The following is a 26,124-nucleotide window of genomic DNA, read 5'->3' on the forward strand; positions in this document are numbered from 1 at the left end:
ATGGAAGATATAAACAAAATAAATGATATAAAAAATCTTTTATTAAATTCAATTGAAGAGTATAAGGATGGTACTTCTGATATTCACCCTTATGACTTGGCAAAAGAGTTAGAAAAACTTAGAGATTTAGATGACAAAGAGTATGAATATGTTTGTAAGAGAATCCCAAGTGACCTTTTTGCAGAGATTCTTTGTGAGATGCCAAGTTATATCCAAGAAGAGATTGCTGAGGTAATTAGTGATAAAAAGATTGCAACAATTACTTCAAAAATGGATAGTGATGACGCTTCTGAACTGATATATAATATTTCTCAAAAAGATGAAGAGATTGCCCAAACAATTCTCTCTAAACTTGATGATGAAGATAAACAGATAATTGAAAAATTAAACTCGTATGATGACCATGAAGCTGGTTCATATATGCAAAGTGAGCTTTTTAGTGCAACTTTAGATGAAGATATTGGAACAGCTATAAAAAGATTAAAGAGTTTAAAAGAGGAAGAGTTACTTGACAATATTTTTCATGTGTTTTTGATTGACAAAGATAAAAAACTAATAGGTGCAGTTGGTTTAGAGGAGTTGATCCTTTTTGATAGACAACAACACTTTAGAGAAATTCCTCAAGATAAACTTATAAACTACTCTTGTAATCATAAAAGTGATATTTCAGATGCCGTTGAGATGTTTACCCACTATAATTTAAGTGCATTGGCAGTTGTAGATGAAGAGAATAGATTACTTGGAAGAATTACCCACGATGATATCCATGATGTAATTCAAGATCAAGATACAAAACAGTTATATTCACTTGCAGGGGTTAATGATGATGCTGAAAATGAAGAGAGTGTATATCTAATTGGTAGAAAAAGAGCAATTTGGTTGGGAATCAATTTAGTTACCGCAATATTAGCTTCAATTGTTATTGGTTTTTTTGATACAACTATTCAATCTCTTGTTGCACTTGCAGTTTTAATGCCTATTGTTGCGTCAATGGGAGGAAATGCAGGAACTCAAACCTTGACAGTTACTGTAAGACAAATGGCTTTGGGAGAGATCTCTTATCAAGATGCAAAAAAGACAATTAATAAAGAGGTTATTATCTCTTTGGTAAATGGATTGATTTTTGCTTTTATAATAGGAATAATCGCCTTTATTTGGTTTAAAATACCTCTTTTAGGTTTAGTAATTGCTCTTTCAATGGTTATAAATCTACTTAGTGCAGGTTTTTTTGGTGCAGTTATACCAATACTTTTAGAGAAGTTTGAAATTGATCCTGCTATTGGTTCAACTGTAATTCTAACTACAGTTACTGATGTGGTTGGATTTTTTAGTTTTTTAGGTTTGGCTACTTTAATTCTTTTATAGTTAGGGTTGAGTATAGAAATTAAATTTCCAACCCTTATCTTCTGGATATTTCTCTAAGTTATAGTCATTCCAGACTTTTATGCATCTTTTGTTTCCTTCTTCTTTCCCTTTTTTGGCAAACTGGTGAGCTCTACCAAAATTTGGGAAAACTCCTTTTCCACTTGCATACATAAAAGCTAAATTACATTGAGCTTCAATATAACCTTGTTTTGAGGCTTTTTCAAAAAGCTTAACTGCAAGAATATAATCTTTGTCTACTGCTATTCCATTGAGTAAAAACTGTCCAATCATATTTTGTGCTGGTGCATAATCATTATTTGCAGCAATAACAAAGGTATTATATGCTTTAACAGGATCATAATATGGGCCTTTTTTCAATAAATAGAGTTTACCAAGATAATAAGTTGATTTATCATGATTTCTTTCACTTGCACTCTCTAGAAGTTGTTTTGCACTAAAATAATTCCTTTTTACAACTTTCCCTTCTAGATAAATTCTAGCAAGTTCAAACATTGCTTCAACATCATCTTGCTCTGCTAACTTTTTATATAGTGGTAAGGCATCATTGTCACCATACTTTTTCTCTATATCTTTTACTTCCTCAAAAGTGAGTGAAAAAAGAGTAGTAAAAACTACAAAAAGAGAAAAAATAATTTTTTTCATCGAACCTCTTTGGGAAGATTTGGATTAAGTGTTGTTGTGATTTCATAACTAATAGTATTATGGATTTTTGCCAATTCTTTTACGTCATCAAAGATACAAATTTCATCTTCTATACTATCAACTGAGATATTATCCATTGAAACTTTACCTAAAACACGGTATCCTTTAGGGGTATAGTACTGTTTGTCTCCATTTAATCTTAAAAAACCATCTCCATATCCAACATCATAAGTAGATATTTTTATATTTTCATCTGCAACAAATTTCCCACTATATCCCACTTTTTGGTTCTTTTTAAGCTCTCTTGTTACAATTTTATTTGCCCAAAGAGACATTACTGGTTTTAATTCTGGGTTATCAAAGATAGGATTTGTATCTAAATATCCATATTGAGCAATACCAATTCTTGCCATGTCAAAGTTGTAATTCTTAAATCTAAATAAGGCTGAAGAGTTAGCACAATGGAACTTAGGAATGGGTAAAAAAAGTTTTTCACATATACTTTCTACTAAATTTTTTGCCTGTATAAAAACTGACCTCTGCCAAAAGAATTCACATGATAATTCATCTGCACTTCTAAAGTGAGTAAATACGCCTGTTAGAATAAGTTTTTTTTCTAAAAGCCCATGAATAGCCTCTTCTAGCTCTTCTAATAAAAAACCATTTCTATGCATTCCTGTATCAACTTTTAGATGAACATTCGTTTTTTCGGGTAACCTTTTGATATCTTCAAAACCATTTATTGCTATGTGAAAAGTATGTGAATAACTCTCTAAATTAGAATCAGCGAGAATTAAGATTTGTTCAAAAAGTGTCTCAATTTTTTTTGCCTCTTCTACATTTCTTACCACAGCATTTTTTATACCAAACTCATTTGCTAGTTTTGCAATTTCTAAAAGTCCATGACCATAAGCGTTATCTTTTAAAACTACAGCAATTTTATTTTTATCTCCTATATGATTTGTAATAGTTTGTAGGTTGTGAAAATAGTGTGATTTATTAATAATAATTTTTGCCAAGGATTAACCTTCAAGAGATCTGAAATATTTTTTTAAAAGCATAGCATCTTTTTCGTTTAGAACATCTTTCAATTCTTCTAAATTTGCATTTTTAATATTATCAAAGGTTCCAAAGTATAAAAGCAGTTTTTTTAGTTTTGCTTCCCCTATACCTTTTATCTGTAAAAGAGAGATTTGAGTATCCTCTTTTCTTTTTTGTTTCTTATGGAAAGTTATAGCAAATCTATGGGCTTCGTCTCTTAGTCTTTGTACAAATTGAAGTCTTTTATCACTTGGAAGAAGTTCTAATCTTTCAACTTTATTATCTTTTTCATAAAAAATAATATCTTTTGCACTCCCTTTTGCTCTATGTGCTTTAAAATCAAGTTTCTCTTTAGCAATTGCAATAATATCCAGGTTTACACCAAAAGAATCTCTAATATCAATTGCAAGTTTTAGAAGTGTTTCTCCTCCATCTATTACCCACATATCAGGAGCAGGGTTCTTTTCAAAACTTTCAACTCTTCTCATTAGAGTCTCTCTCATTTGTGAATACTCATCTTTTGCTTCCAAATTGTAGTGTCTAAAATCACTTTTTACAAATTTTTCTTCCCATGTAACCATCGCTGCAACTGTTGCTTGCCCCATCATATGTGAGTTATCAAAACATTCAAATCTATATGCAGTTTTACCTAAATTAAAGAGTTCTTGTAATTGTTTGTATATAGAAGTTGCCTCTTTTGCATTGGTTAATCTTAGAAGTTCATTGCAGTTATTTAATGCAACATTAATAATCTCTCTTTTCTTGCCTCTTTGAGGAAAATTAATAGGGATTTTTTTAGAGAATCTATTTTTTATAAACTCTTCAATATCTCCAATATCTTCTAATTCATCTGAGATTAAAATTTCATTTGGTAAAACAGGAATTTCATTATTATAATAGTTTACAATGGCTCTTTCATAAACCTCTTGAATATCAATTGAAATATCATCTCTATTTGGTTTTATATAGTCATGGTTACTTGAAGCTAGTTTTCCATCCCTAAAGAACATTCTTACGACAACACCTTTGTTATTTTCAACTTTAATTGAAAATAGATCAATATTTTCATTTGTTGCCAAATCCATTCCTGTTTGAATCTGAGATTTTTCTATGGTTTTTACTCTATCTCTTAGTTTCATAGCCTCTTCAAATTTTAAATCAAGACTATACTCTTGCATCTTTTTATTTAATCTAGTAATTAACTTGTTTTTATTGTAGATATAATTTAGTGCCTCATCTACAAGTTTTGAATACTCCTCTTTTGAGATTTTCCCTTCACAAGGAGCATGACACTTTTTTATTTGATAAAAAAGGCAAGCTTCTTTCCCTTTAATACATGATTTTTTCTGAACCAATGGAACAATCTCATATATTGAATCAAGCATATCTCTAGCTCCAGTTGAGTAAGGACCAAAATATTTTATATTTTTATCATTTAGAACTCTTCTTGTTATTTCAAGTCTAGGAAAATCTTCATTTAGATTGATATAGATATATGGGTAGGTTTTATCATCTCTTAGTAAGATATTGTATTTTGGTTTTAACTGTTTAATAAGTGAGTTTTCTAAAATTAGTGCGTCGTGTTCATTTGGAACAACAATCCACTCCAAAGTTTTTACTTCAGTTATCATTTTGTAAATACGAGGGCTTAATTTATCTGCTGGAAGGAGTTTAGGGGTAAATTTAAAATAAGATTTAACTCGGTTTTTTAAAACTTTTGCTTTCCCTATATAAAGGAGTTTTCCCCTCTCATCAAAGTATTGGTAAACACCTGCTTTGTTTGGTAATTGTTGTAGTTTTTCTTCCAGATTCATTTTTGGATTTTAGCAAATTAATTCTTGAAAGTAGATTTCATTTTAATAAAAAATTATTCATTCAAATGGCTATTAATAAAATAATAATATAACTTATTAAAATAAGAAAAAGCATTAAAAAATCACTATTTTAAAATAGAGATAAATTTATTATGAAATAACTAATAAATTATTAAATTATAAAAAAATCATTTATAAAAGAATTTAAAAGTAGTATTTTAGTATAATTTCAGCTTTAAAAGGGAATTTTCAATTATGCTATCTAAAGAACAAAGAATAAAAAATACAATTCTAATCTTAATAATGTTGATATTGATTTCAGCAGGATTTATTATTAGTATTTATGATAATCATCTAATAAAAACACATATATCTGAAGATATGCAAGAAAAGAATAGACATATAAATAAAGTATTTAATCTTTTTATAAATGATATGGATAGAGAAATCTCTCAAAGAACAGATAAAATGTTATGTAAAGAGGCAAGAAAAGAGTTTTTTAATCAAAATAGAGATGCTTTGTATAAACTTGTCAAAGATGATTACGAAGATATGATAAAAAGTAATAGTTTTCTTAAAATTGTAACTTTTAGATTACCCGATGGAAGTGCTTTTTTAAGAGTTCATAAACCAGAAATGTATGGAGATAGTTTAAATACAAAAAGAAAAATTATTATAGATACAATCACCACTCAAAAACGTCAATTTGGTTTTGAACTTGGAAAACTCAGAATGACACATAGGGTTGTAACACCAATTTTTTATAATGATACCTTTGTTGGTGTTGTTGAAATTGGAATAGAACCTGAATATATAATTGAAAAAATGAATAATCTTTTTGATATAAAATCTTCACTTTTTGTAAAAGATGGTAATTTAGAAGTCTCATTAGATAAGAATTTGGAGAATAGAAGTCGTGTTGGTAACTTTATTTTTGCAAGAGGTTCAAATATTATAAAAGATAATCTAAATCAAATTGATTTATCAAAAAACAGTTTTAGAATATTGTTTCAAAATAGAGAATATCATATTAATGTAATTGATCTTTTGGATCATAAAGGAAATGTTGCAGCAAAAATATTAGTCTATTATGATTTAACCAAGGAAAATGAAGAGTTTTCCTCTTTGATGAAAAAGAATTTGATAGCTATATTTTTGGTCATCTTTATGTTGTTTATTGTTTTAAATATTGGTTTAAACTACTTTTTAAAGAAGATAGACCAACTTTATCTTAATGTCCTTAAAAAAGACAAAATGATGTTACAACAATCAAAACTTGCTTCAATGGGTGAGATGATAGGAAATATTGCCCACCAATGGAGACAACCTTTAAGTGTAATTTCAACAAGTGCAAGTGGATTGAGACTTCAAAATGAATTGAAAATTTTAGATGATGAACAGCTTAATAACTCTGTTGAGTGTATTGTAAATAGTACAAAATATCTCTCTCAAACAATTGATGATTTTATAAGTTTTGTAAAAAATAGCCAAGATGCAGTAGAGTTTGATATTAAAGAAAATTTAGAAAAGAACTTAGGAATATTAAAAGGAAGTCTTAAAATTCATGAAGTTAATGTTTTTTTAGATTCTCAAAATAAGATTATAAAAGGGTTCCCAAACGAGCTAACTCAAGTTTTTATAAATATTGTACACAATGCAAAAGATGCTCTTAAATCAAATACTCTTAACAATAGATTGGTTTTTGTTTCAACAATAAGTGATGAAAATAGTATAAAAATTATAATAAAAGACAACGCAGGTGGTATTCCTGAAGATATAATGAGTAAAATCTTTGACCCATATTTTACAACAAAAGGTGATAGTGATGGAACAGGACTAGGACTTTATATGTCTTATAGAATAATAAATGAAAATATGGGTGGTTCAATTAAAGTTGAAAATATAGAATACGAGTATGAAGGAAAAGTTCATAAAGGTGCACAGTTTTCTATAACTCTACCTATAACATAATTACAGTCTTATTATAAACCTAAATCACCTTTATATTTAATAGGAAACTCATCTGAGGTTAGTTGAAGTTCGTAGCCTTTTTTTATTGTTTCATTTGGGATTTGCCAATCTTTTTTTAATAGATTTATAACTGATCTATAACTAAACTTATTTCCTATTAAAGCTATAGCATAAGCAGAAGCTTTGATATCATCTCGTAAATCTTCATGATAAAAAAGAGCTATATTATTAAAAGCTGTATAATTTCTTTGTTTTACTGCTTTTAAATACCATTGTTCTGCTTGTTTAAAATCTTTCAACTTTTCATTATAGATAAATCCTAAGTTATTCATTGCATTTACATAACCTTTATTAGCTGAAAGTTTATAATATTCTATTGCTTTGTCATATTTTTGTGTATCTTCATATATAGTCCCAAGCATAAATAATGCTTCTTTATTGCTTTCTTGTATGATTGAGTCATTACACCATTTTATTGCTTTATCATATTGTTTCATTTCTTGAAGCACATAACACGCATAAGCAGAATTATCTGCTGTTGGCTTCATTGAGTTTGAGTATTCAAACCACTCTAAAGCTTTTTGATAATCTTGTAGTTTATTTGCATAAGCATAACCTATTTGGGTTGCTGGGATTGGGTCGTGTTTGGATGTGTGCCATAAAGTTGCATATTTTCCCATTTCACTTGAAAGATTTTCATCCCATTTTGGTATAGGTAAACTTGCTTTATATTTTACTTCTTGTGTTTGGGTTTCTTTTACAGCTTTATCCTCACAAGCGCTAAAACTAATTGTTAATAGTAGTATGACTGATATTTTAGCTAATATATTGATTCTCATTTATTATCTCTATAAAAAGGAGAGTTTGGATTCATAGTATCTAAAAGTGCACCTCTCATACTTTGTTGTCTATCTTGTTCGTGTTGTTTTTGAATAAGATATCTACCACCAAAAAATACTATAAGAACAATTAAAATAGCTACAGTTTTATTCATAATCCTAAGTCACCTTTGAATTTGATAGGGAAATCATCTGAATTTAGTTGAAGTTCATAACCTTTTTTTATTGTTTCATTTGAAATATTCCAATCATCTTTTAAAAGACGAAGTACGGATGATTTAGTATATTTTGTATTGATAACTGCAATTGCGTAGGCTGAGGCTTTTATGTCGTCTTTCAATCCATTGTGATAAAAACTTGCTATATTTTGATAAGATTCTAGATTTCCTTTTTCTATAGCTTTTTTAAAATATATTTCTGCATTTTCATAATCTTTATTATCATAGTAAACTGAACCTAAATTACTTAGTGCCATTAAATCACTTGTATCTTCAAAAGATTTTTTATAATATGTAAGAGACTTATTATAATCTTTGTTTAGCTCATAAACTTTACCTAATCTAAATAATGCATCTTTACTTCCCATATTAATTGCATCCTCACACCATTTTATAGCTTCTTTATATTGTTTTAGCTGTTGATAAGCATAACAGGCATAATTAGAAGTTTCAGGAAGAGGTTTCATAGAGTTTGAGTATTTGTACCATTCTATAGCTTTTTCATAGTCATTTAATTTTTCTGAATAGGCATAACCTATGTTTGTTGCTGCTATTGGGTCTTTTTTTGCATGATGCCATTCTTTATATGCAAACCATATTTTATTTTCAGCATTTTTATCCCATGCAGGGATAGGCAAAGAATTTTCTAGTTTCTTTTTTTCATTATTATTACAAGCATTTAAAAATAGACTTAATAGTATTATAAAAATAAATTTATAAATCTTTATAGAATTTATCAATTTTTATCCTTTTTTTCTTTAAATTTTTTTAATTCTTCATTATCTTTTATAGTAAAGCTAACTTGTTTGAAATTTATTGCATCAAGATACTCAATTTCTCTATAATCATACATAAATTCATATTTTAGTTCTACTTGTGGTGAGATTACAATTATTGAAGTTTTTTGTTTATTGATAAATTCAAAATCTTCTAAATATGAAAAATTTTGATTATATAAGTCATAAACATAGTAATCTTTTTCATCAAATAAGGTACTTTTTTCAATTATGTTATAACTGTCGTTTTCAACAAAGATAAATTTTACATTTTCACTATCATATATAACTTTAGGAATCTTTACAAAAGTATTCTGCCATAACTGAACATCATTACCATAAATATTTTTAAGTTTTTTACCTTTTCTTCTATCAAGTAGTTCCAATTTATATCCATAAATAGAAGCTTTTAAGAAGCTAAGTTCATTGTTTAGTGCTGTATCAAAGTATAGTTCATTTGTTTTATAATTCTCTCCTATAAAATTTGTTATCTTTTTAGCACTTGTAAAACCTTCACTATTTATTGCTTTTAACTCTTCTTTTCTATTTGTTGTTTCTAAAAGATATTTTGCTGAGAAGCCATTTATTTTTTTATCTTTACTTTCTAAATATATAGTATCTTTATAAAACAAAGACCTTTTTAAATAGCTTTCAAAAGCACTGTCTTCAAGTTTTAACATAACAATTGCATAAGCAATTGAACTTAAGGATACAAATACAACAAGAGGAGTACCGCTAGTTACAAATAAAGCTACGATATTTAAAGTTATCATTCCAACTGTTGCCGTTAAAGCATCATAGTCTTCATTCTTTTCATATTTTATGGCATCAAGTATTGACATAATTATTACAGCGTATGCTGATACTTTTGCAAAAGATTTGCCAGTTGCTGTTAAAAATTCATTATTTGCAAGATTTATTTTTATTACCTCTTTTCCACTTAATCCTTTGTGCATTTTATTTAAAAAAGCTTGTGCCATATTTTCAAACTCTTTATTTTGTATTATCCCTACTAAAGCACTATTAAGTCCTGCAAAATCATTTATAAAACCTATTGTTGATTTTATATCTTTATTTGTATTATCATAAATATACTCTTTCATTGGGTTAATAGAAATTGACATTTTTATTTACTCTAAATTTAATTTCCCTTTATATTTAATAGGAAAATCATCAGAAGTTAGTTGAAGTTCGTAGCCTTTTTTTATTGTTTCATTTGGGATATTCCATTCATCTTGTAAAACTTTTAAAACTGAAGATTTTGTATATTTAGTATCAATTAGAGCAATTGTATAAGCACTGGCCTTTAGATTGTTTTTAACACTATAAAAATAGAACCTTCCAATGTTATGATAAGAGTCTTGATTACTATTTTTAACACCTTTTTTATACCAATTTTCTGCCTCTTTATAGTTTCCTAATTTTTCATTTGAAAGACCAATACTAGTTACTGCTATCTTTTCACCTTTTTCATATGCTTTAGTAAACCATTTTAAAGCATTATCAAAATCATTTTTTTTATAATAAACCGTTCCCAATTGATATAAAGCTTTATCCCATTTTAAATCGATAGCTTTTTGACACCAGATTATTGCTTCATTGTATCTTTTTAATTGTTGCAGGGAATAACAAGCAAAATAAGAATTTTCACCCAAGGGAATCATGGAATCAGCATATTTAAACCATTCTAAGGCTTTCTCATAATCATGTAGCTTTTCTGAATAAGCGTATCCTATTTTCATTGCGGGGATGGGGTCTTTTTTTGCATCATACCATAAATCAATAATTCCCATTTTTCTAAGTTCGTTGCCTGATTCAGGCATAGGTAAACTTGCTTTATATTTTACTTCTTGTGTTTGGGTTTCTTTTACAGCTTTATCCTCACAAGCAGAAAAGCTAATTGTTAATAGTAGTATGACTGATATTTTAGCTAATATATTGATTCTCATTTATTATCTCTATAAAAAGGAGAGTGAGGATTCAAAGTATCTAAAACAGCACCTCTCATACTTTGTTGTCTATCTTGTTCATGTTGTTTTTGAATAATATATCTACCACCAAAAAATACTATAAGAACAATTAAAATAGCTACAGTTTTATTCATAATCCTAAATCACCTTTATATTTAATAGGAAACTCATCTGAGGTTAGTTGAAGTTCGTAACCTTTTTTTATTGTCTCTTTTGAAATATTCCAATCATCTTTTAAAAGACGAAGTACGGATGATTTAGTATATTTTGTATTGATAACTGCAATTGCATAGGCTGAGGCTTTTATGTCGTCTTTAAATCCATCATGATATAGTTTTGCAATACCTTGATATGCTTCATAGTCATTTTTTTCAATAGCTTTTTTGTACCAAAGTTCAGAATTTTTATAATCTTTTTTATTTAAATAAACTGTACCTAGATTTATCATTGCATTAATGTCATCATTTTCATAAGCTTTTTTATACCACTTAATGGCATTATCATATTGTTTTAGCTTTGAATAGCTATATCCTAATCCAGTTAGAGCATCTTTACTTCCCATATTAATTGCATCTTCACACCATTTTATAGCTTCTTCATATTGTTTTAGTTGTTGATAAGAATAACAAGCATAATTTGAAGTTTCAGGAAGAGGTTTCATAGAGTTTGAGTATTTGTACCATTCAATAGCTTTTTCATAGTCATTTAATTTTTCTGAATAGGCATAACCTATACTTGTCGCTGCCATTGGGTCTTTTTTTGCATCATTCCATAGGCTCCAATAGTTATCTATAGTTGATTTTGCTTTTTCATCCCATTCTGGAATAGTTAAACTTGATTTTATTTCTTCTTTTTTATTACTATCATCATTACACGCTGTAAAAGATACAAGTATATAAATAATTAAAGATATAGTTATTATTGTTTTTTTCATTTTACTTATCCTCTTTTTTTTCTATAAATTGTTCTAAGTTATTTTTATCCTCAGGGGTAAAGCTCACTTGTTCAAATCCAAGTACATCTAAATATACTAACTCTCTATAATTGTAAGTAAAATTATATTTTAATTCAACTAATGGAGATAAAACTATAATAGATGCTTTTTTATAATTTATTAATTCCAATTCTTTTAAAATATTAAAATCTTGATTAAATAAGTCATAAAGAGCATAGTTACTTTCCTTGATAAACAGATTTTGTTTTATTTCTTTATACGTGTCATCTATTTTAAAAATAAATTTAGTTTCTTTGTTATCAATCAATATTTGAGGGACTTTTACAAAAGTATTCTGCCATAATTGAACATCATTACCATAAATATTTTTAAGTTTTTTACCTTTTCTTCTATCAAGAAGTTCTAACTTATATCCATAGATAGAAGCTTTTAAGAAACTAAGCTCATTGTTTAGTGCTGTATCAAAAAAGTTTTCTTTTCCTTTGTAGTTTTTACCTATAAAATCTATTAGTTTTTTATAGTCATTAAAACCATCATCTGAAATAGCTTTTAACTCATCATCTTTGTTTGTTGTTTCAAATAGATAATAAGCTTGGTATTTTTTACTTTGTTCCTTATCAAATAAGGCTTTAAATACTGAAAAATCAATAGTTTTATAAAGAAGCGATTTTTTAAGATATATATCCACATCGCTGTCGATAATCTCATTTAATATAATACCTGTAATAATAGTTAATAATACACCAGTTATAAAAGCAGGTAAAGTTGGAGTACAAATAAGAAGAGCAATATTTAAACCTGTTGCTAATGTTGTAACAGCTAAAGCATCATAATCTTCTCTTTTATATAAATTAACACTATCAAAAAGTGTTGTTACAACAATTGATATGATTGAGAGTTTTTTTAACATTGTATTTTCTGCATATGTAAGTAGTTTTTGACTTGAAAGACTTATCTCTTTTACAGCTTTTGCACTAAGATAGTTTCTTAAAACTTCTAAAGGCATTTTTGGATTTTTTTCTATAAATCCACCTACCATTACACTTATATTTGCCATATCATTTATAAAACCTATATGTGATTTTATTGTTTTTTTCTCATCATTAAAAAATAGATAGTCTGCTGCACTTGCATATACTAGAATATTTGAGAATACTTTTAATTTACTACCAACTCTGAAATACACTGTTTTTGATAGTGTTCTTCTTTCAGGTGCAACATTTTTCATCTCTACTAAAATTTTCTCAAGCCCCGAAGTTATCCCTTCAATATTTTTAATAGTTTCATAAAGCTCTCTTTCTTTTGATTTTAAATTTTGAGGCAAACCTGTTACTGATTTATATTTATCTTCATTTTCTTTTAATAGTTTTTGATTTTCATCTTTTTTTGCAAAAAGTTTTAAAAATTCTAAACCTTTTGGATTTTTATTTTCTGGGAAAAACACACTATTTAGTAAGAGTTTTACTTGCATGTCACTGTAGTTATTTGCTATTTGATACTCTTTATTTAGAGTATTTTTTTCTTCATCAGAAAGATTTATTCTTTTATTTGTCAAGTCAACTACAAAATCATATATATGTGTAAGAGAAGAGCTAAAAAAAGAGGTTTTATCAGTTTCTTCATCTAAATAAATTCTTGGAGTTGATAACATGTAAGCTATATTCATAGCAGATACAACATAATTGAAGCTATTTGTATCTTTTATATTTTTATAGATATTTAAAACTTCAATTAATTTTGAGTCATTTAGTTTAGACACTATTTTAGTTAGGATTTCTTTAGGAGTTTCGAACTCTTTTTCTTTTTTATAGTATTTTAGTGTTTTATCATAGTATAAATATTTTGTTTTAAATTTGACACTATCTCCATATTGTTCAAAAGATTTTATCTTTTTTGTATGGTCTAGATTCTCATACTCTTTTAAATAGTTGTCTTTATATTCTTCCAATGCGCCAATTGTGTCCCAATATACTGAAGAGTTTACTTTCACAGCCTTTTGAACATCTTGTATACTATCATCACTTATATTAGGTAATGGAGCAATTGATTTTAGTTGTAATAAAAATTTATCTCTTAAACTATCTATTTTGCTATAATTATCTAACTTTTTTAACTCATCTTCAAACTCTTCACTAAAATAAAGTGAAAACATTAGATAAGCTAAAACTTGCCTAGCATCATTTTTTATTTTTGTGAAAGCTTGATTTGAACTATTAAATTCAAACTTTTTATACCCATATCCCACATGTTTACTTTGTCCTGTTACAGCTTTTGTCATATATACAAATTTTTGATTTTTTGCTGTAGTTTTAAAATATCTTTTTGTAATCATTGCATTATTAAGATTCTCTTTTCTTTTTGAATCATTTTTATCTTCAAAAAAATCACTTTTTATGATATTGATTTGTTGTATGTATGAAGCTGCAACTTTCTTTGTATCTTTATCAAGTATTTTTGATATATCATTTTCATCTTTGAAAAACTTTTCTAAAAGTGAATCATCACTTAAAAGTAAACCAACTAATTTGTTATAAAGAGTTTTTAGTTTTTCTGTATCTTCTTTATATATCTTCTCTTCATTTTTTGAAACATAAAAATAATCCACAAGATTTGCTATAGTATAGGGGTATTTGTTCCTTGCTTTTATATCCTCTATAATGTCGTGATTTTTTCTATAAGCCACTTTGTATCTAGTGTGATATTCAAGGTACAAATCTTCAATTTCTGCTAAAATATCTTCTATAATACATACAATATTTACATTTTCATCTGTACCTTTTTCTATCTTTTTATTTTTTATATCTTGTTTTGTAACTTCTCTCAAATCTATATCATCAAGTTCTTTTATATAAAATGTATTAATCCCATCAACGGATGTTGGAGAAAAAGATATTTTTTTTAGTTTTTTTATGTCCGAGTTATCTTTTAGTTGTATATTACTGTATGATATATCTATTTTACTCTCTTCATATATTGGAATAATTTCAGTAATTTTAGTCGTAGCTGTATTTTGAAAAAATATATCTTTTTGTGATTCTGCATATATATTTCCTTTAGAAAATACTTGATACTCTGCTGTTTTGCCATTTTGAGTAATATAGATAAAGGCAAAGGTATGTGAGTGGATTGATGTGTCATTAAACTCATCTAAGGCATCAGTTGAGTGAGTCTCTATGGTATTTCTAAAAGCTCTTGTCGGTCGTATAGGTTTATAGATGTCTTGATATTTTCTTAAAAAGCTTAGGGTATATATTGTATCTTTTTTTATAATCTCTTCTTGATACTCTTCTTTAGTAATTTCCTCTTCAGGTTCTACATCTTGATTTTCCAAACTAGGTATTGCAGAGATTTTTGATGTTCTTTGTCCTGGGTCATTTAATATTATTGCTCTTCCTTTATCTGATTTAAAACCATCAGTTCTAAGAAGGTAGGTTAAGCCTGTTGCTGACACATTTACTTCAGTTCCTGCATCTGATATTGAAGCTACTTTTGTACAAGGATCTTTTGAAGGACAACCTGAAATAGGAGCATTAAGTATGTCTTTTAAGTATAAAGGTTTTTCACCATTTATTTTAAGATTTGGTACTGTTGAAGTTAATACTACTTCCCCACCACAAGCACATTTTATAATACCTTTTTCCAATACATTAAATTCATTACCCATTATTACTTCCAAAAATTTTTTAAAATCATACAAAAAAATAATTTAAAAAGATATTATACTCTTAAATATATATTTATAGAATTATTATTAATAAAAAATAAGAATTAAGAATATAAATTAATAATAAATTTATATATTTTAAAGTTTTAAACAGTTAAAATACACAAAAAAATTATTATATAAGGTTATAAGTCATTGAGTTGTTTGATGTTAAATGAACTTTCAGATATTGAAAAATGCGGTATTGATTGCAAATATGAAGATACTTATTTACTAATTGAACAAGAAGTAGATAAAGAGCATTGCGTTACCCAAGAGGATACTGATTGGACATTAGTTTATGATAATACTTTAGAGCTACTTGAAAAAAAAACAAAAGATTTAAAACTTGCATCATGGTGGCTTTTTTCAGCATGGAAAAGTAAATCTTGGAGTGGATTAGAAACTTCATTAATTACTTTTACTGAATTATTAGAAAAATTTAGTGTAGATCTTTTCCCTAAATCACTTAAAAGTAAAAAAAATATTATTTTATGGTTAGAGGAAACTTTGACATATGAACTCGTAACAGAACAAAATAAAAACATTATCACTTCTTATATCTCTCTTTATGAAAAATTTTTAAAATTGAATTTAGTTGTAAAAGGGATGTTAAATAGTGATGAAGAGAATTTTAGAAAAATTATAAATTTTATTAAACCTTTTTATGATGAAGAGAAAAATAGAGGAAAAGAGAGTCTAATAAAAGAGGAAAATAGACAAAACATTGATACAAAAACTCTATCTTTTGAGGCTATTACTGAAATAACATCAGATGCAGATGCAACAAAAATTTTAAATGCTTTAAAAAAAATCGCATCATTATTGGCAAGTTATTATAGAAAAAATGATTTTACAAATTTAAAAGCTCTTAGAATCAGCAGGTTTTTATCTTGGATTGAAACTGATGGATTACCTTATAATGAGAGAAAAAGAACTTCATTATATCCTCCCTCTGAACTTGAATTGGATGAATTAAAAAAATTGCTTGCAGAAGAAAAATATGAAGAAGCATTATTTCTTGCTGAAGAGATTATTGAAGTCTCTCCATTTTGGATTGATGGGCACTATCATGTGCATAATATATTTGAAAAAACCAACAATAAAAATCTCTCTTTAGAGGTTAAAAATTCATTAATAAGTTTTGTGAAAACAAATGAAGGAATATTAGATTTTTATTTTGTAGATGATACAGCTTTTGCTTCAAGTAGAGTTAAAAAATGGATAAATGAAGAACTAAAAACAAATAATAGTGAAGATGAAACTTCAAATGATAATGAATTTAGCAAAAAAATTGATGCACTTTTTGAACAAGCAAGTAGCGGTAAAGTAAAAGAGTCAATGTCATCTATGGCAACTTATTACAGTAATGCTTCTACAAAAGAGGAGAAGTTTAATTGGAGATTAAATCACGCTCAACTAGCAATTGAGTTTGGTAAAAAAGATATTGCATTAGCACTTTTGGAGGATTTACAAAATGATATAGAAAAATTTAATTTAGACGAGTGGAATCCCAAACTTGTATCAAAAGTTTATTCATTGATATTGAGTAACTATACAAATGTGGATATTGAAAACAATAGATTAGAAGAGATTTATAAACGTCTTTGTAAATCGGATATAAAAAGTGCATTTGAAATTGAACTAAAATAGGAGAAAAAATGAACAAACAATCAGAATCACCAAAAGAGAGAATAAACGTCACATATAGACCTGCAACAGGAGATGTGCAAGAAGATGTTGAGATACCTTACAAGTTAACAATTCTTGGGGAATATAATCCAAATGAAGAGAGAGTATCTATTGAAGAAAAAAGGGCTATAAAAATTGATAAAAACAATTTTAATGATGTGTTAAAAGCTCAAAATTTATCAGTAAATTTTAATGTTGACAATAGATTAATTGAAGATGAAGATGCTTCTTTAAATGTCAATCTAAAAATAAATGGAATCAAAGATTTCTCACCAGAAAAAATAGTTGAAAGTGTACCTGAGATGAAAGTTTTAATGCAGTTAAGACAATCATTAATGGCATTAAAAGGACCATTGGGAAATGTACCTGCTTTTAGAAAAGCTATAGAAGAGGCTATCTCAAATAAAGAAGAGAGAGATAAATTAATGGCAGAACTTAGTTTAAGTGCTAAATAATATAAAGGATTTATAAATGGTAGAAAATATGCTTCAAGAGAGTTCATCATTAGAGACGCTCTCTTTATTAGATAGTATTGTTGCCCAAACAAAACTTTCACAAGAGGATGAAACATATGATGTTGTTAAATCAGGAGTTGGTGCTTTAATTGAAGAGTTAATTAAATCAGATAGTGAAGAAGAGAAAGTCAATAAATCAATAATTGATAAAATGATTGCAGAGATAGATGAAAAAATTTCTGCACAAATGGATGAGATACTACACCACAAAGAGTTCCAAGCTTTAGAGTCTAAATGGAGAGGATTATATCTATTAGTTGAAAGAACTGATTTTAGACAGAATATTCAAATGGAGATACTAAATGTGTCAAAAGAGGAGTTAATTGAAGATTTTGAAGATAGCTTAGATATAACCCAATCAGGACTTTATAAACATATTTATACAAGTGGATATGGGCAATTTGGTGGTGAACCTGTTGGTACTATTATTGCAGATTATCAATTATCTCCTTCAAATGTAGATATAAAATTTTTAAATAAAGTCGCATCAATCGCTGCAATGGCACATGCTCCTTTTATCTCTGGTGCAGGACCTAAGTTTTTTGGATTAGAGAGTTTTGAAGGGCTACCTGATTTAAAAGATATTGATGATGTAATGAATTCTCCACAATATGCAGCATGGAGAGGGTTTAGACAAAATGAAGATTCAAGATATGTTGGATTAACCCTTCCAAGATTTTTATTAAGAGCTCCTTATGATCCAGAAGATAATCCAATTTCAAATTTTGTGTACAAAGAAGATGTTTCAAAAAATCATGAACACTATTTATGGGGAAATACAGTTTATACCTTTGCAAGTAAGCTTACAGACAGTTTTGCAAACTACAGATGGTGCACAAATGTTATTGGTCCAAAATCGGGTGGAGAAGTAAGAGATTTACCTGTACATACTTTTGAAAGTATGGGTGACATTGAGATGAAAATTCCAACTGAGGTTTTAGTTTCAGATAGAAGAGAATATGAATTGTCAGAACAAGGATTTATTCCTTTGATTATGAGAAAAGGAAGTAATTCTGCAGCTTTTTTTGCAGCAAGCTCTGCACAAATGCCAAAAATTTTCCCTGATACAAAAGAAGGGAATGAAGCAGCACTAAACTATAAGTTAGGAACTCAACTTCCATATTTATTTGCAATAACAAGAATGTCTCATTATATTAAAGTATTACAAAGAGAACATATTGGTTCTTGGAGAGAAAGAGCAGATTTAGAAAGAGAACTAAATAGATGGGCAAAACAGTATGTTGCAAATCAAGAGAATCCAAGTGCAGAAATAAGAAGTAAAAAACCATTTAAAGATATATTGATTGTTGTTGAAGATATAGAGAATGATCCAGGTTGGTATAGAGTAAAAATTTCACTAAGACCACATTTTAAATATATGGGTGCAAGTTTTGAGTTATCTTTAGTAGGAAAACTTGATAAAGAGTAGAAATGAAACCTTTTAAAGGAAGTCTTTTTGAGAGGTTAAATTCAGAGTTTGATTATGCTCAATATGAGACAAAGGAGGAGGCGTTATACGCTTCCATCGCAAACAATTTATCAAGAATATTTTCAACAAATGCAGGTAGCTGTGAAACTGCAACTGATTATGGTAGACCTGATTTAAATAATATAAATTTGAGTATGAAAGAGTCTATAGAAAAAATAGAGTTTTATTGTGAGCGTTGTATTAAGATGTATGAACCAAGACTTTATAAAACAAGAGTTGCAGTTTCACGAGAGAGATTAGCAATGAATCAAATGAATATTCTAATTGAAGGTTATTTAGTAATAAATGGCAAAAGTAGAAGAGTTGATTTTAAAGCTGATTTATTAAAAAATGGTAAGGTAAAGATATACAAAGATGGTATTTAATGATTATTACAAAAAAGAGCTGATTGCCCTAAGAGATGATGGTGCAAATTTTTCAAAAAAGAATCCAGGCTTATCAACTTTTCTTTCAAAAGAGGGACAAGATCCAGATGTTGAAAGATTGTTAGAAGGCTTTGCTTTTTTAACAGGAAGATTGAAGCAACAGCTTGATAAAGAGCTTCCTGAAGTTGCTCACACTTTAGTTGAATTGTTATGGTCAAATTATACAAAGCCAATTCCCTCTTTTAGCATAATACAGTTTGAACCTATTAAAGAGTCAACAACAAATACAAAAGTTAATAAAGGAACAGAAGTATTGAGTAAGGTTAAACCTGATGCAATACAATGTAAGTTTAGAACCACCTATGATACAGTAGTAATGCCATTTCATCTAAAAAATGTCGATTATCATATTTATGGAAAAAGAAGTATTTTAGAGTTAAATATGAATTTAACTACTTCAGGAAGCCTACTTGATATTGTTTTTAACGATTTAAGAATATATTTAAGTGGTTCTAAGTTTATTGCACAAGATTTATATCTATTTTTAACAAGATATATTGAAAGTATTGAAATCCAAATAAAAGATTCAGATAAAAATCTGCTTGAGACACTTCCTCTTAATAAAGAGTCTATCTTCCCTGTAGGGTTTAGTTCTTCCTATGAACCTTTAACTCCACAATCAGCAAATGTTTTTGATGGGTATTTACTATTACAAGACTTTTTCTGTTTTAAAGATAGATTTCTTTTTGTAGATATAAAAAATCTAAATCTAATAAGCTCTTTATCTAGTGAAATATTGTCTCAAAGTAGAGAGTTTACAATAAAAATAAATTTTTCAAAAAAAATGGCGCAATCAAATCTACCTAAAAAAGAGAATTTTTCGCTTTACTGTACTCCTATAGTAAACATTTTTGAAACGGATTCCGTACCAATTAGAAAAAACAGTGATTTTACAGAATTTTTGGTTTTGCCAGCAGATTTAGACAAAAACTATAGTGAAGTTTATTCTATTTTGCAAGTAAGAGGTTGGATTCCTAAAAAACATACATATAAAAACTATTTACCTTTTGAATCCTTTGAACATCTAGATGATGATAATGGATACTATTCAACAAGAATAAAACTTACAAATGATGGAGAGAGAACTAATACTTATATAAGATTTTCAAACCTTTTTGAAAATGAAGAGGATATAAATAAAACAAATTCAACAGTTTCTGTTAAAATTTTGTGTACTAATAAAGATGTTCCTTCCTCTTTACTTTTAGGAGATATCTCTATTTTAAATGCAATGTCAAACTCTGCAAATGTAAGTTTTAAAAATATAACAATTCCAACAATTAGCTATCCGCCTCCACTAGATGGAGACTTTTTATGGAGAGTTATTTCAAATATGTCTTTAAATTATTTATCACTAAGTGATGTAAAAACATTAAGAGCAATCCTAGAAACCTATGATTTTTTTGGTGCCCATGATATTAAACAAAGAGAAAAAACATTAATGATGTTAAAAGGTTTAGAGAGTATTGAATATGAAACTTGTGAGATGATAGATAAAGGATTGCCAATTAGAGGAATGCACATAAAGTTAAAAATAGATCCTCACAAATTTTCATGTATTGGAGAAGCTTATCTTTTCTCTTCGGTATTAAATGAGTTTTTCTCTTTATATAGCAATATAAACTCTTTTCATAGATTAAGTGTAGATATTTTGAATGAAGAACTTTTTGTATGGAGACCTAGATTAGGTTCTCAAGAGTTGATTTGATAAAGAGATATAAAAAAGATGCAGTTAGAGATTATAAATAGAGAATTAAACGAATCAATAAAAAAAGTTATGTTGCCACAAGCTATTAGAATAAGTTGCATATATTTGAAGAAATTTTATCCAAATAGCACTTTTGAAGCTTTATACGAAAAAATTGTATTTAAATCTAATACAAGCTTATCTTTTCAAAAATCAGAGATTGATAGAATTAGATTTATTGAAGAAGAAGGTGTTGTAAAAGCAGAACTTACTTTAAATTTTTTAGGAATTTTTGGAAGTTCTTCTCCTCTTCCTTCTCATTATAGTGAGATGGTATTAGATAGTTTAGATGAAGATATGGTTTTATATGATTTTCTAAACCTTTTTAATCATCATTTACAAAAATTTATCTACCCAATTTGGGAAAAACATAGATACTATATACAGTATAAAAAAGATTTGAGCGATAGATTCTCAAAATATGCTCTGTCTTTTTTAGGTCTTCATAATCAAAATAAAGAACACTCAAAACTAAAACTTCAAAAGTTGATTTCAGCTATTGGAATACTTAGTATGAAACATAAATCTTCTGGAACAATAAAATCTATTTTGAAGCACTATTTGTCACATAATGAGATAGAAGTTATTCAATGTATTCCAGCAAAATATAAGATTCCATCGTGGCAACAATCCTCTTTAGGAAGTAATAATATTACTTTAGGAAGTGATTTTTTAATTGGAGAATCAATTATAAGTAAAAATAGCAAGTTTAGGGTTTTGCTTAAAAATATAAAGTCCCATGAAATTATTGATTATAGTATCTTAGGCAAAAAATTAGAAGAGATAAAATCAATCCTCACTTTTTCATTAAATGAACAGTTTGAACATGAGGTTTGCCTAGATATAAAAAAAGAGGAAAAAGTCTCTTTTATTTTAGGAGAAAAAAACTATTTGGGAATAAATTGTTGGATAGGTGATTTAAGAGATGATGAACAAATTATTATGGCATAAAAGGTAAAAAATGAAGTTAGAACTAAAAGATTTGATTAATTCTTTGGACTTAAATACAAAAAGATATTTAGAGGATTCTGCTCAAAGATGTGTTCAAAGAGGTGGAAATGAAATTATAATTGAAGATGTTTTATATAGTATGTTAGAAAATGAGCTAAGTGTTTTTAGAGCAGTTTTAGAACAGTATAAAATAGATCCTCAAGAGGTATTTAATTCAGTACAATCAAGTTTAAAATTGTCTAATACTGAAAGTGGGAATCCAATCTTTTCAATTTTGCTTATTCAGTGGTTAGAGGATTCATATCTTACAACAAAAGTTACTTTGGAATTAACTGAGATTACAGAATCTTCTCTTATCTTATCTTTGTTTGATAATGCAATAAAGTATTCAAATACTGCATATTTTAAACTATTAAAAGATATTGATTTTGAAGAAGTAAAAGGTTTAATTATTGGTTTAAATAGTGAAGCAATAAAAAAAACTTCATCAAAAAATGGAACAAAAAAAGCTTTGGAAAAAGGTTCAGAGTTAGAAAAATATACTACAAATTTAACTATTCTTGCAAAAGAGGGGAAAATTGATCCTGTATTGTGCAGAGATGCAGAGATAAAACAAGCAATAGATATATTATTAAGAAGAAGAAAAAATAATCCAATTTTAGTTGGTGAAGCGGGTGTTGGTAAAACTGCTGTTGTGGAAGGTCTTGCTCTAAAAATTATCCAAAAAGAGGTACCTGATTATTTATATAATGCTCAAATATTATCTTTGGATATAGGAGCATTGCAAGCAGGAGCTAGTGTAAAAGGTGAGTTTGAAAGAAGATTACAAGCAGTAATAAAAGAGATTCAATCAAGTACTCAATTTATAATTCTTTTTATTGATGAAGCCCACACTTTAATTGGAGCAGGGGGAAATGAAGGTGGTTCAGATGCAGCAAATCTTCTAAAACCAGCATTAGCAAGAGGAGAGTTAAGAACAATTGCCGCAACTACTTGGCTGGAATATAGAAAATACTTTGAAAAAGATCCAGCTCTTTCAAGAAGATTTCAGAAAATAAATTTATTAGAACCTTCTGTTGAAGAGGCAATAACTATTTTAAGAGGGCTTTGCCATAAATATGAGGAGGTTCATAATGTTTATATTGAAGATGAAGCAATTAGAGCTGCCTCAATTTTATCTGCAAGATATATAACAGGAAGACAACTTCCTGATAAAGCTATAGATGTTTTAGATACAGCTTGTGCAAATGTAAAAATTAGCAAAACAAATATTCCCTATGAATTGCAAAAAATAAATACAAAGATATTAGAAAAAGAGAGAGAAAAACTTCATTTAAGTAGAGATAGTGACAAATCTATTCAAGATTACTCTTTACAAATAGAGAAATTAGACTCTGAGATAGAAGATCTTTTTGATAATAAAGAGAGAATTGAAGAGAACTGGAAAAATCAAAAAGAGCTCTTGGAGAAAATTGAAGCAACAGTTGATAAAGAGAGTTTAGTAAAACTAAATATAGAGTTAAAAGAGTTACAAAAAGAGGGGTGTTATATCTATAAACATGTAACAAAAGAGCAAATTGCTGAGGTAATATCTTCTTGGACAGGAATACCTTTAGGAAGTATGGTTCAAGAACAAATAAAAACAGTTATGCAGCTTGAAGAGAAGATGAAAGAGCGAATTATTGGTCAAGATGAAGCAATCTCTTATCTAAATACTTTTTTACAAATTTCAATTTCAGGATTAAAAAATGAAAATTCTCCAGCAGGTGTTTTTTTATTAGTTGGTCCAAGCGGAGTTGGAAAAACTGAAACGGCAAGAGCAATTGCAGATTTGATGTATGGTGGAGAGAGATTTATTACAACTATAAATATGACAGAGTTTCAGGAAAAACATACAATTTCAAGACTTATTGGTTCTCCTCCTGGTTATGTTGGATATGGAGAAGGTGGGCAATTAACAGATCCTGTTAGAGTAAAACCTTATTCAGTGATTCTTTTAGATGAGATTGAAAAAGCACATCCAGATATTTTAAATCTTTTTTATCAGATATTTGATAAAGGAGTGGCAAATGATGGAGAGGGAAGAGTAATCGATTTTAAAAATACAATTATTATAATGACATCAAATCTTGCAACAGAACAAATAACACAGCTTTGGTTAAATAATAAAGATATAACAATGCAAGAGGTTACAAAAGAGATTACACCAACACTTTTGGCATATTTAAAACCTGCACTTCTAGGAAGAATGAATACTATTGCATATCTTAATTTAAAAGATGATTCTTTAAAAGAGATTGCGAAACTTAAATTGAAAATTTTAGAAAAACAGCTTGAAAAAAAAGAGATAGAACTTGTTTTGGATGAGAAGTTTTTAGATTATGTTGTCTCTTTAAGTAATAGTGTTGATACAGGAGCAAGAAATATAGATTTAATTATAAACACAAATCTTACTCCAAAACTATCAAAATATATATTAGATGCAAGTTTAAATGATAATAAATTATCTTCACTTATCGTTTCAATGGATGATAATAGTGAAATTTATATTACACATAAATAATAAGGATTATATATGAATAAAATAGTGTTGCTAATAGTTTTTTCTATGATTATGATGAGTTTTTCTGGTTGTACAAGTTTTAGAGATGAGTACAAACCTTTATATCAAGTAAAACCTGAAATTGAAGATATAAAGAGAACAAAATAGATGAAATTGATATTTGACATTATAAAAAATGGTAAAGATTTTCCAAATAAAAGAAATTTCCATTTTAATATGACAGATGGCGTTATAGGAAGAGATGAAGAGTGTGATTTTCATTTAGTGGATACCAAAAATCATATATCAAGCAAACATGCCATAATAGAGTATAAGTATGGAATCTATTTTATAAAAGATATTAGTACAAATGGAACTTATCTAAAATCTCCATATAAAAAACTTCCTAAAGATATTGCTATCAAAATAAACTCTACTGATATCTTTATAATAGGCGATTATGAGATTCAAGCAAGATTTATTGACAATGATTATGGACATGAGGATATTATAAGTTATAAATCACAAACAGAACACTCAAATGTTAATTCCCCTATGAGATTATCTGCAAGTTTAATCCCTGATGATGATTTTTTGCTTGAAGATAATACAGTTATGAATAACTCTTTTATTGTTCAAGAGGAAGAGAACTATGAAACTAACAATGTTTTAAATATTTTTGAAAAAGAGAGTGAAGAGTTTGAAGAGCTATATGATTTTGAAAAAGAACCTTTTTTGGAAAGTAGTATAAATGATAGAAATTCAGTATCAACTCAAGTAATTCATGAACACATAAATATTCCAAAGCTTAATACTATTAGTCAAAGTGAAGAGAGTTTTATTCCAACTAAAAATCCAAATGAGTTAAATGGAAATAGTTTAATAGAGATATTAGAAAAAAAACTTGGATTATCTATTCATACTTTAAGTATGGAAGACCAAGTAGCAACGGTTGAAGAGATTTCAAAAATTGTAATTAACTCTTTGGATGGCTTAAAAAATTCTCTTGGAATAAAAGAGAAAATAAAAAAAGATTTGATGATTGATAATGTTGCACCTAAAAAAGATGATAATCCAGTATTAATGGGGCAATATGCTATTACTCTTTTAAATGAGAGATTGGATAGAGATACTCTAAAACTCTCTGAAGCCATTAAAAAATCTTTCAATGAGTTAAATATCCATAATATTGCACTTCATCGTTCAAGTAAAAATTTAGTAAACATTGCAGCAACTAAATTTTCACCCAAAAGCTTAGAACACTATTTTGAAGAGAGTGGTGAAGTAAATGGTTTGATGCCTAAAAAATATCAGATGTGGGATGCTTATGTAAATATGTTTAAAAAAATCAATGAGAGTCAAGATTTTGGAATTAATTTTATAGCAAAAGATTTTTCCAAAGAGTATAACAATATTTGTTACACAATAAAATTGACATCAGTATAAAA

22 protein-coding genes are annotated in these 26,124 nt (G+C 27.8%); 11 read left to right on the forward strand and 11 right to left on the reverse strand.

All coding sequences use genetic code 11. The features are described 5' to 3' along the window. Positions 1–1,365 (forward strand): magnesium transporter, encoded by a 1,365-nt coding sequence (gene mgtE / locus AEBR_RS04840; protein WP_129088150.1) that lies wholly within the window; start codon positions 1–3, stop codon positions 1,363–1,365. Here mgtE and AEBR_RS04845 read toward each other — a convergent pair whose 3' ends face one another. From AEBR_RS04845 to uvrC, 3 genes are read right to left on the reverse strand one after another with little or no spacing between them, the layout of a single operon-like run. After that, a complete protein-coding gene (locus AEBR_RS04845; RefSeq protein ID WP_129088149.1) occupies positions 1,366–2,028 on the reverse strand; it encodes a tetratricopeptide repeat protein in 663 nt (220 codons plus the stop codon). Then, positions 2,025–3,047, reverse strand: a complete 1,023-nt coding sequence (locus AEBR_RS04850; protein WP_129088148.1) for an alanine racemase — start codon at positions 3,045–3,047, stop codon at positions 2,025–2,027. The genes AEBR_RS04845 and AEBR_RS04850 overlap by 4 nt, the downstream gene beginning before the upstream one ends. A gap of 3 nt (positions 3,048–3,050) precedes the next feature. Then, on the reverse strand, positions 3,051–4,883 hold the full coding sequence (gene uvrC / locus AEBR_RS04855) for an excinuclease ABC subunit UvrC (RefSeq protein WP_129088147.1): 1,833 nt from the start codon (positions 4,881–4,883) through the stop codon (positions 3,051–3,053). A 255-nt stretch (positions 4,884–5,138) separates the two neighbouring features. Here uvrC and AEBR_RS04860 point away from each other — a divergent pair, with 255 nt between their 5' ends. Further along, positions 5,139–6,854 carry an ATP-binding protein gene (locus AEBR_RS04860; RefSeq protein ID WP_129088146.1) on the forward strand — a complete coding sequence of 572 codons (1,716 nt, stop codon included), beginning with the start codon at positions 5,139–5,141 and terminating at the stop codon, positions 6,852–6,854. An 11-nt stretch (positions 6,855–6,865) separates the two neighbouring features. On the opposite strand, the gene AEBR_RS04865 is transcribed toward AEBR_RS04860, so the two are convergent. The 8 genes from AEBR_RS04865 to AEBR_RS04900 are packed head-to-tail and all read right to left on the reverse strand — an operon-like array spanning position 6,866 to position 15,276. Continuing rightward, entirely contained in the window at positions 6,866–7,693 is an 828-nt protein-coding gene (locus tag AEBR_RS04865) for a tetratricopeptide repeat protein (RefSeq protein ID WP_129088145.1), read from the reverse strand. Next, complete coding sequence (locus AEBR_RS04870) at positions 7,690–7,848, reverse strand: hypothetical protein (RefSeq protein WP_164969522.1); 159 nt, start codon at positions 7,846–7,848, stop codon at positions 7,690–7,692. The genes AEBR_RS04865 and AEBR_RS04870 overlap by 4 nt, the downstream gene beginning before the upstream one ends. Continuing rightward, complete coding sequence (locus AEBR_RS04875; RefSeq protein ID WP_129088144.1) at positions 7,845–8,651, reverse strand: tetratricopeptide repeat protein; 807 nt, start codon at positions 8,649–8,651, stop codon at positions 7,845–7,847. The genes AEBR_RS04870 and AEBR_RS04875 overlap by 4 nt, the downstream gene beginning before the upstream one ends. Beyond that, positions 8,648–9,811 carry a hypothetical protein gene (locus AEBR_RS04880; RefSeq protein WP_129088143.1) on the reverse strand — a complete coding sequence of 388 codons (1,164 nt, stop codon included), beginning with the start codon at positions 9,809–9,811 and terminating at the stop codon, positions 8,648–8,650. Before AEBR_RS04880 ends, AEBR_RS04875 begins: the two co-directional genes overlap by 4 nt. Before the next feature lie 6 nt (positions 9,812–9,817). Then, positions 9,818–10,636: a tetratricopeptide repeat protein gene (locus AEBR_RS04885; protein ID WP_129088142.1), complete on the reverse strand. Its 819-nt coding sequence runs from the start codon at positions 10,634–10,636 to the stop codon at positions 9,818–9,820. Continuing rightward, entirely contained in the window at positions 10,633–10,791 is a 159-nt protein-coding gene (locus AEBR_RS04890) for a hypothetical protein (protein ID WP_164969521.1), read from the reverse strand. Before AEBR_RS04890 ends, AEBR_RS04885 begins: the two co-directional genes overlap by 4 nt. Further along, positions 10,788–11,591, reverse strand: a complete 804-nt coding sequence (locus AEBR_RS04895) for a tetratricopeptide repeat protein (RefSeq protein ID WP_129088141.1) — start codon at positions 11,589–11,591, stop codon at positions 10,788–10,790. The genes AEBR_RS04890 and AEBR_RS04895 overlap by 4 nt, the downstream gene beginning before the upstream one ends. A gap of 1 nt (position 11,592) precedes the next feature. Beyond that, positions 11,593–15,276, reverse strand: coding sequence for a hypothetical protein (locus AEBR_RS04900; protein WP_129088140.1), 3,684 nt, complete (start codon positions 15,274–15,276; stop codon positions 11,593–11,595). 195 nt (positions 15,277–15,471) lie between these two features. Between AEBR_RS04900 and tssA the strand changes: the two genes are divergently transcribed. From tssA to tagH, 9 genes are read left to right on the forward strand one after another with little or no spacing between them, the layout of a single operon-like run. Continuing rightward, a complete protein-coding gene (gene tssA / locus AEBR_RS04905) occupies positions 15,472–16,968 on the forward strand; it encodes a type VI secretion system protein TssA (protein WP_129088139.1) in 1,497 nt (498 codons plus the stop codon). 8 nt (positions 16,969–16,976) lie between these two features. Further along, positions 16,977–17,462: a type VI secretion system contractile sheath small subunit gene (tssB, locus tag AEBR_RS04910; RefSeq protein ID WP_129088138.1), complete on the forward strand. Its 486-nt coding sequence runs from the start codon at positions 16,977–16,979 to the stop codon at positions 17,460–17,462. 16 nt (positions 17,463–17,478) lie between these two features. Beyond that, a complete protein-coding gene (tssC, locus tag AEBR_RS04915; RefSeq protein WP_129088137.1) occupies positions 17,479–18,951 on the forward strand; it encodes a type VI secretion system contractile sheath large subunit in 1,473 nt (490 codons plus the stop codon). Positions 18,952–18,953: 2 nt separating this feature from the next. After that, positions 18,954–19,376, forward strand: a complete 423-nt coding sequence (gene tssE / locus AEBR_RS04920; protein WP_129088136.1) for a type VI secretion system baseplate subunit TssE — start codon at positions 18,954–18,956, stop codon at positions 19,374–19,376. After that, the gene (tssF, locus tag AEBR_RS04925; protein ID WP_129088135.1) at positions 19,366–21,144 is read left to right on the forward strand and encodes a type VI secretion system baseplate subunit TssF; all 1,779 of its coding nucleotides are present in this window, start codon (positions 19,366–19,368) and stop codon (positions 21,142–21,144) included. The genes tssE and tssF overlap by 11 nt, the downstream gene beginning before the upstream one ends. 18 nt (positions 21,145–21,162) lie before the next feature. Then, the gene (gene tssG / locus AEBR_RS04930; RefSeq protein ID WP_129088134.1) at positions 21,163–22,134 is read left to right on the forward strand and encodes a type VI secretion system baseplate subunit TssG; all 972 of its coding nucleotides are present in this window, start codon (positions 21,163–21,165) and stop codon (positions 22,132–22,134) included. Between the two features lie 10 nt (positions 22,135–22,144). Then, positions 22,145–24,697: a type VI secretion system ATPase TssH gene (gene tssH / locus AEBR_RS04935; protein WP_129088133.1), complete on the forward strand. Its 2,553-nt coding sequence runs from the start codon at positions 22,145–22,147 to the stop codon at positions 24,695–24,697. Between the two features lie 12 nt (positions 24,698–24,709). Further along, complete coding sequence (locus tag AEBR_RS15550) at positions 24,710–24,844, forward strand: hypothetical protein (RefSeq protein ID WP_267284949.1); 135 nt, start codon at positions 24,710–24,712, stop codon at positions 24,842–24,844. After that, complete coding sequence (tagH, locus tag AEBR_RS04940; RefSeq protein ID WP_129088132.1) at positions 24,845–26,122, forward strand: type VI secretion system-associated FHA domain protein TagH; 1,278 nt, start codon at positions 24,845–24,847, stop codon at positions 26,120–26,122. It begins immediately after the preceding gene. The last annotated feature ends 2 nt before the right edge of the window (positions 26,123–26,124 follow it).

The organism is Halarcobacter ebronensis, from assembly GCF_013201825.1.
GTDB classification, from domain to species: Bacteria; Campylobacterota; Campylobacteria; order Campylobacterales; family Arcobacteraceae; genus Halarcobacter; species Halarcobacter ebronensis.

What these genes read in the sequence shown, in the direction of transcription:
- mgtE (WP_129088150.1), top strand. Translation starts at nt 1, where the DNA reads ATGGAAGATATAAACAAAATAAATGATATAAAAAATCTTTTATTAAAT.
- tagH (WP_129088132.1), top strand. Translation starts at nt 24,845, where the DNA reads ATGAAATTGATATTTGACATTATAAAAAATGGTAAAGATTTTCCAAAT.
- AEBR_RS04900 (WP_129088140.1), bottom strand. Translation starts at nt 15,276, where the DNA reads ATGGGTAATGAATTTAATGTATTGGAAAAAGGTATTATAAAATGTGCT.
- tssF (WP_129088135.1), top strand. Translation starts at nt 19,366, where the DNA reads ATGGTATTTAATGATTATTACAAAAAAGAGCTGATTGCCCTAAGAGAT.
- AEBR_RS04895 (WP_129088141.1), bottom strand. Translation starts at nt 11,591, where the DNA reads ATGAAAAAAACAATAATAACTATATCTTTAATTATTTATATACTTGTA.
- tssC (WP_129088137.1), top strand. Translation starts at nt 17,479, where the DNA reads ATGGTAGAAAATATGCTTCAAGAGAGTTCATCATTAGAGACGCTCTCT.
- uvrC (WP_129088147.1), bottom strand. Translation starts at nt 4,883, where the DNA reads ATGAATCTGGAAGAAAAACTACAACAATTACCAAACAAAGCAGGTGTT.
- AEBR_RS04870 (WP_164969522.1), bottom strand. Translation starts at nt 7,848, where the DNA reads ATGAATAAAACTGTAGCTATTTTAATTGTTCTTATAGTATTTTTTGGT.
- tssH (WP_129088133.1), top strand. Translation starts at nt 22,145, where the DNA reads ATGAAGTTAGAACTAAAAGATTTGATTAATTCTTTGGACTTAAATACA.
- AEBR_RS04890 (WP_164969521.1), bottom strand. Translation starts at nt 10,791, where the DNA reads ATGAATAAAACTGTAGCTATTTTAATTGTTCTTATAGTATTTTTTGGT.
- tssG (WP_129088134.1), top strand. Translation starts at nt 21,163, where the DNA reads ATGCAGTTAGAGATTATAAATAGAGAATTAAACGAATCAATAAAAAAA.
- AEBR_RS04885 (WP_129088142.1), bottom strand. Translation starts at nt 10,636, where the DNA reads ATGAGAATCAATATATTAGCTAAAATATCAGTCATACTACTATTAACA.
- tssB (WP_129088138.1), top strand. Translation starts at nt 16,977, where the DNA reads ATGAACAAACAATCAGAATCACCAAAAGAGAGAATAAACGTCACATAT.
- AEBR_RS04865 (WP_129088145.1), bottom strand. Translation starts at nt 7,693, where the DNA reads ATGAGAATCAATATATTAGCTAAAATATCAGTCATACTACTATTAACA.
- AEBR_RS04845 (WP_129088149.1), bottom strand. Translation starts at nt 2,028, where the DNA reads ATGAAAAAAATTATTTTTTCTCTTTTTGTAGTTTTTACTACTCTTTTT.
- AEBR_RS04860 (WP_129088146.1), top strand. Translation starts at nt 5,139, where the DNA reads ATGCTATCTAAAGAACAAAGAATAAAAAATACAATTCTAATCTTAATA.
- AEBR_RS15550 (WP_267284949.1), top strand. Translation starts at nt 24,710, where the DNA reads ATGAATAAAATAGTGTTGCTAATAGTTTTTTCTATGATTATGATGAGT.
- AEBR_RS04880 (WP_129088143.1), bottom strand. Translation starts at nt 9,811, where the DNA reads ATGTCAATTTCTATTAACCCAATGAAAGAGTATATTTATGATAATACA.
- tssE (WP_129088136.1), top strand. Translation starts at nt 18,954, where the DNA reads ATGAAACCTTTTAAAGGAAGTCTTTTTGAGAGGTTAAATTCAGAGTTT.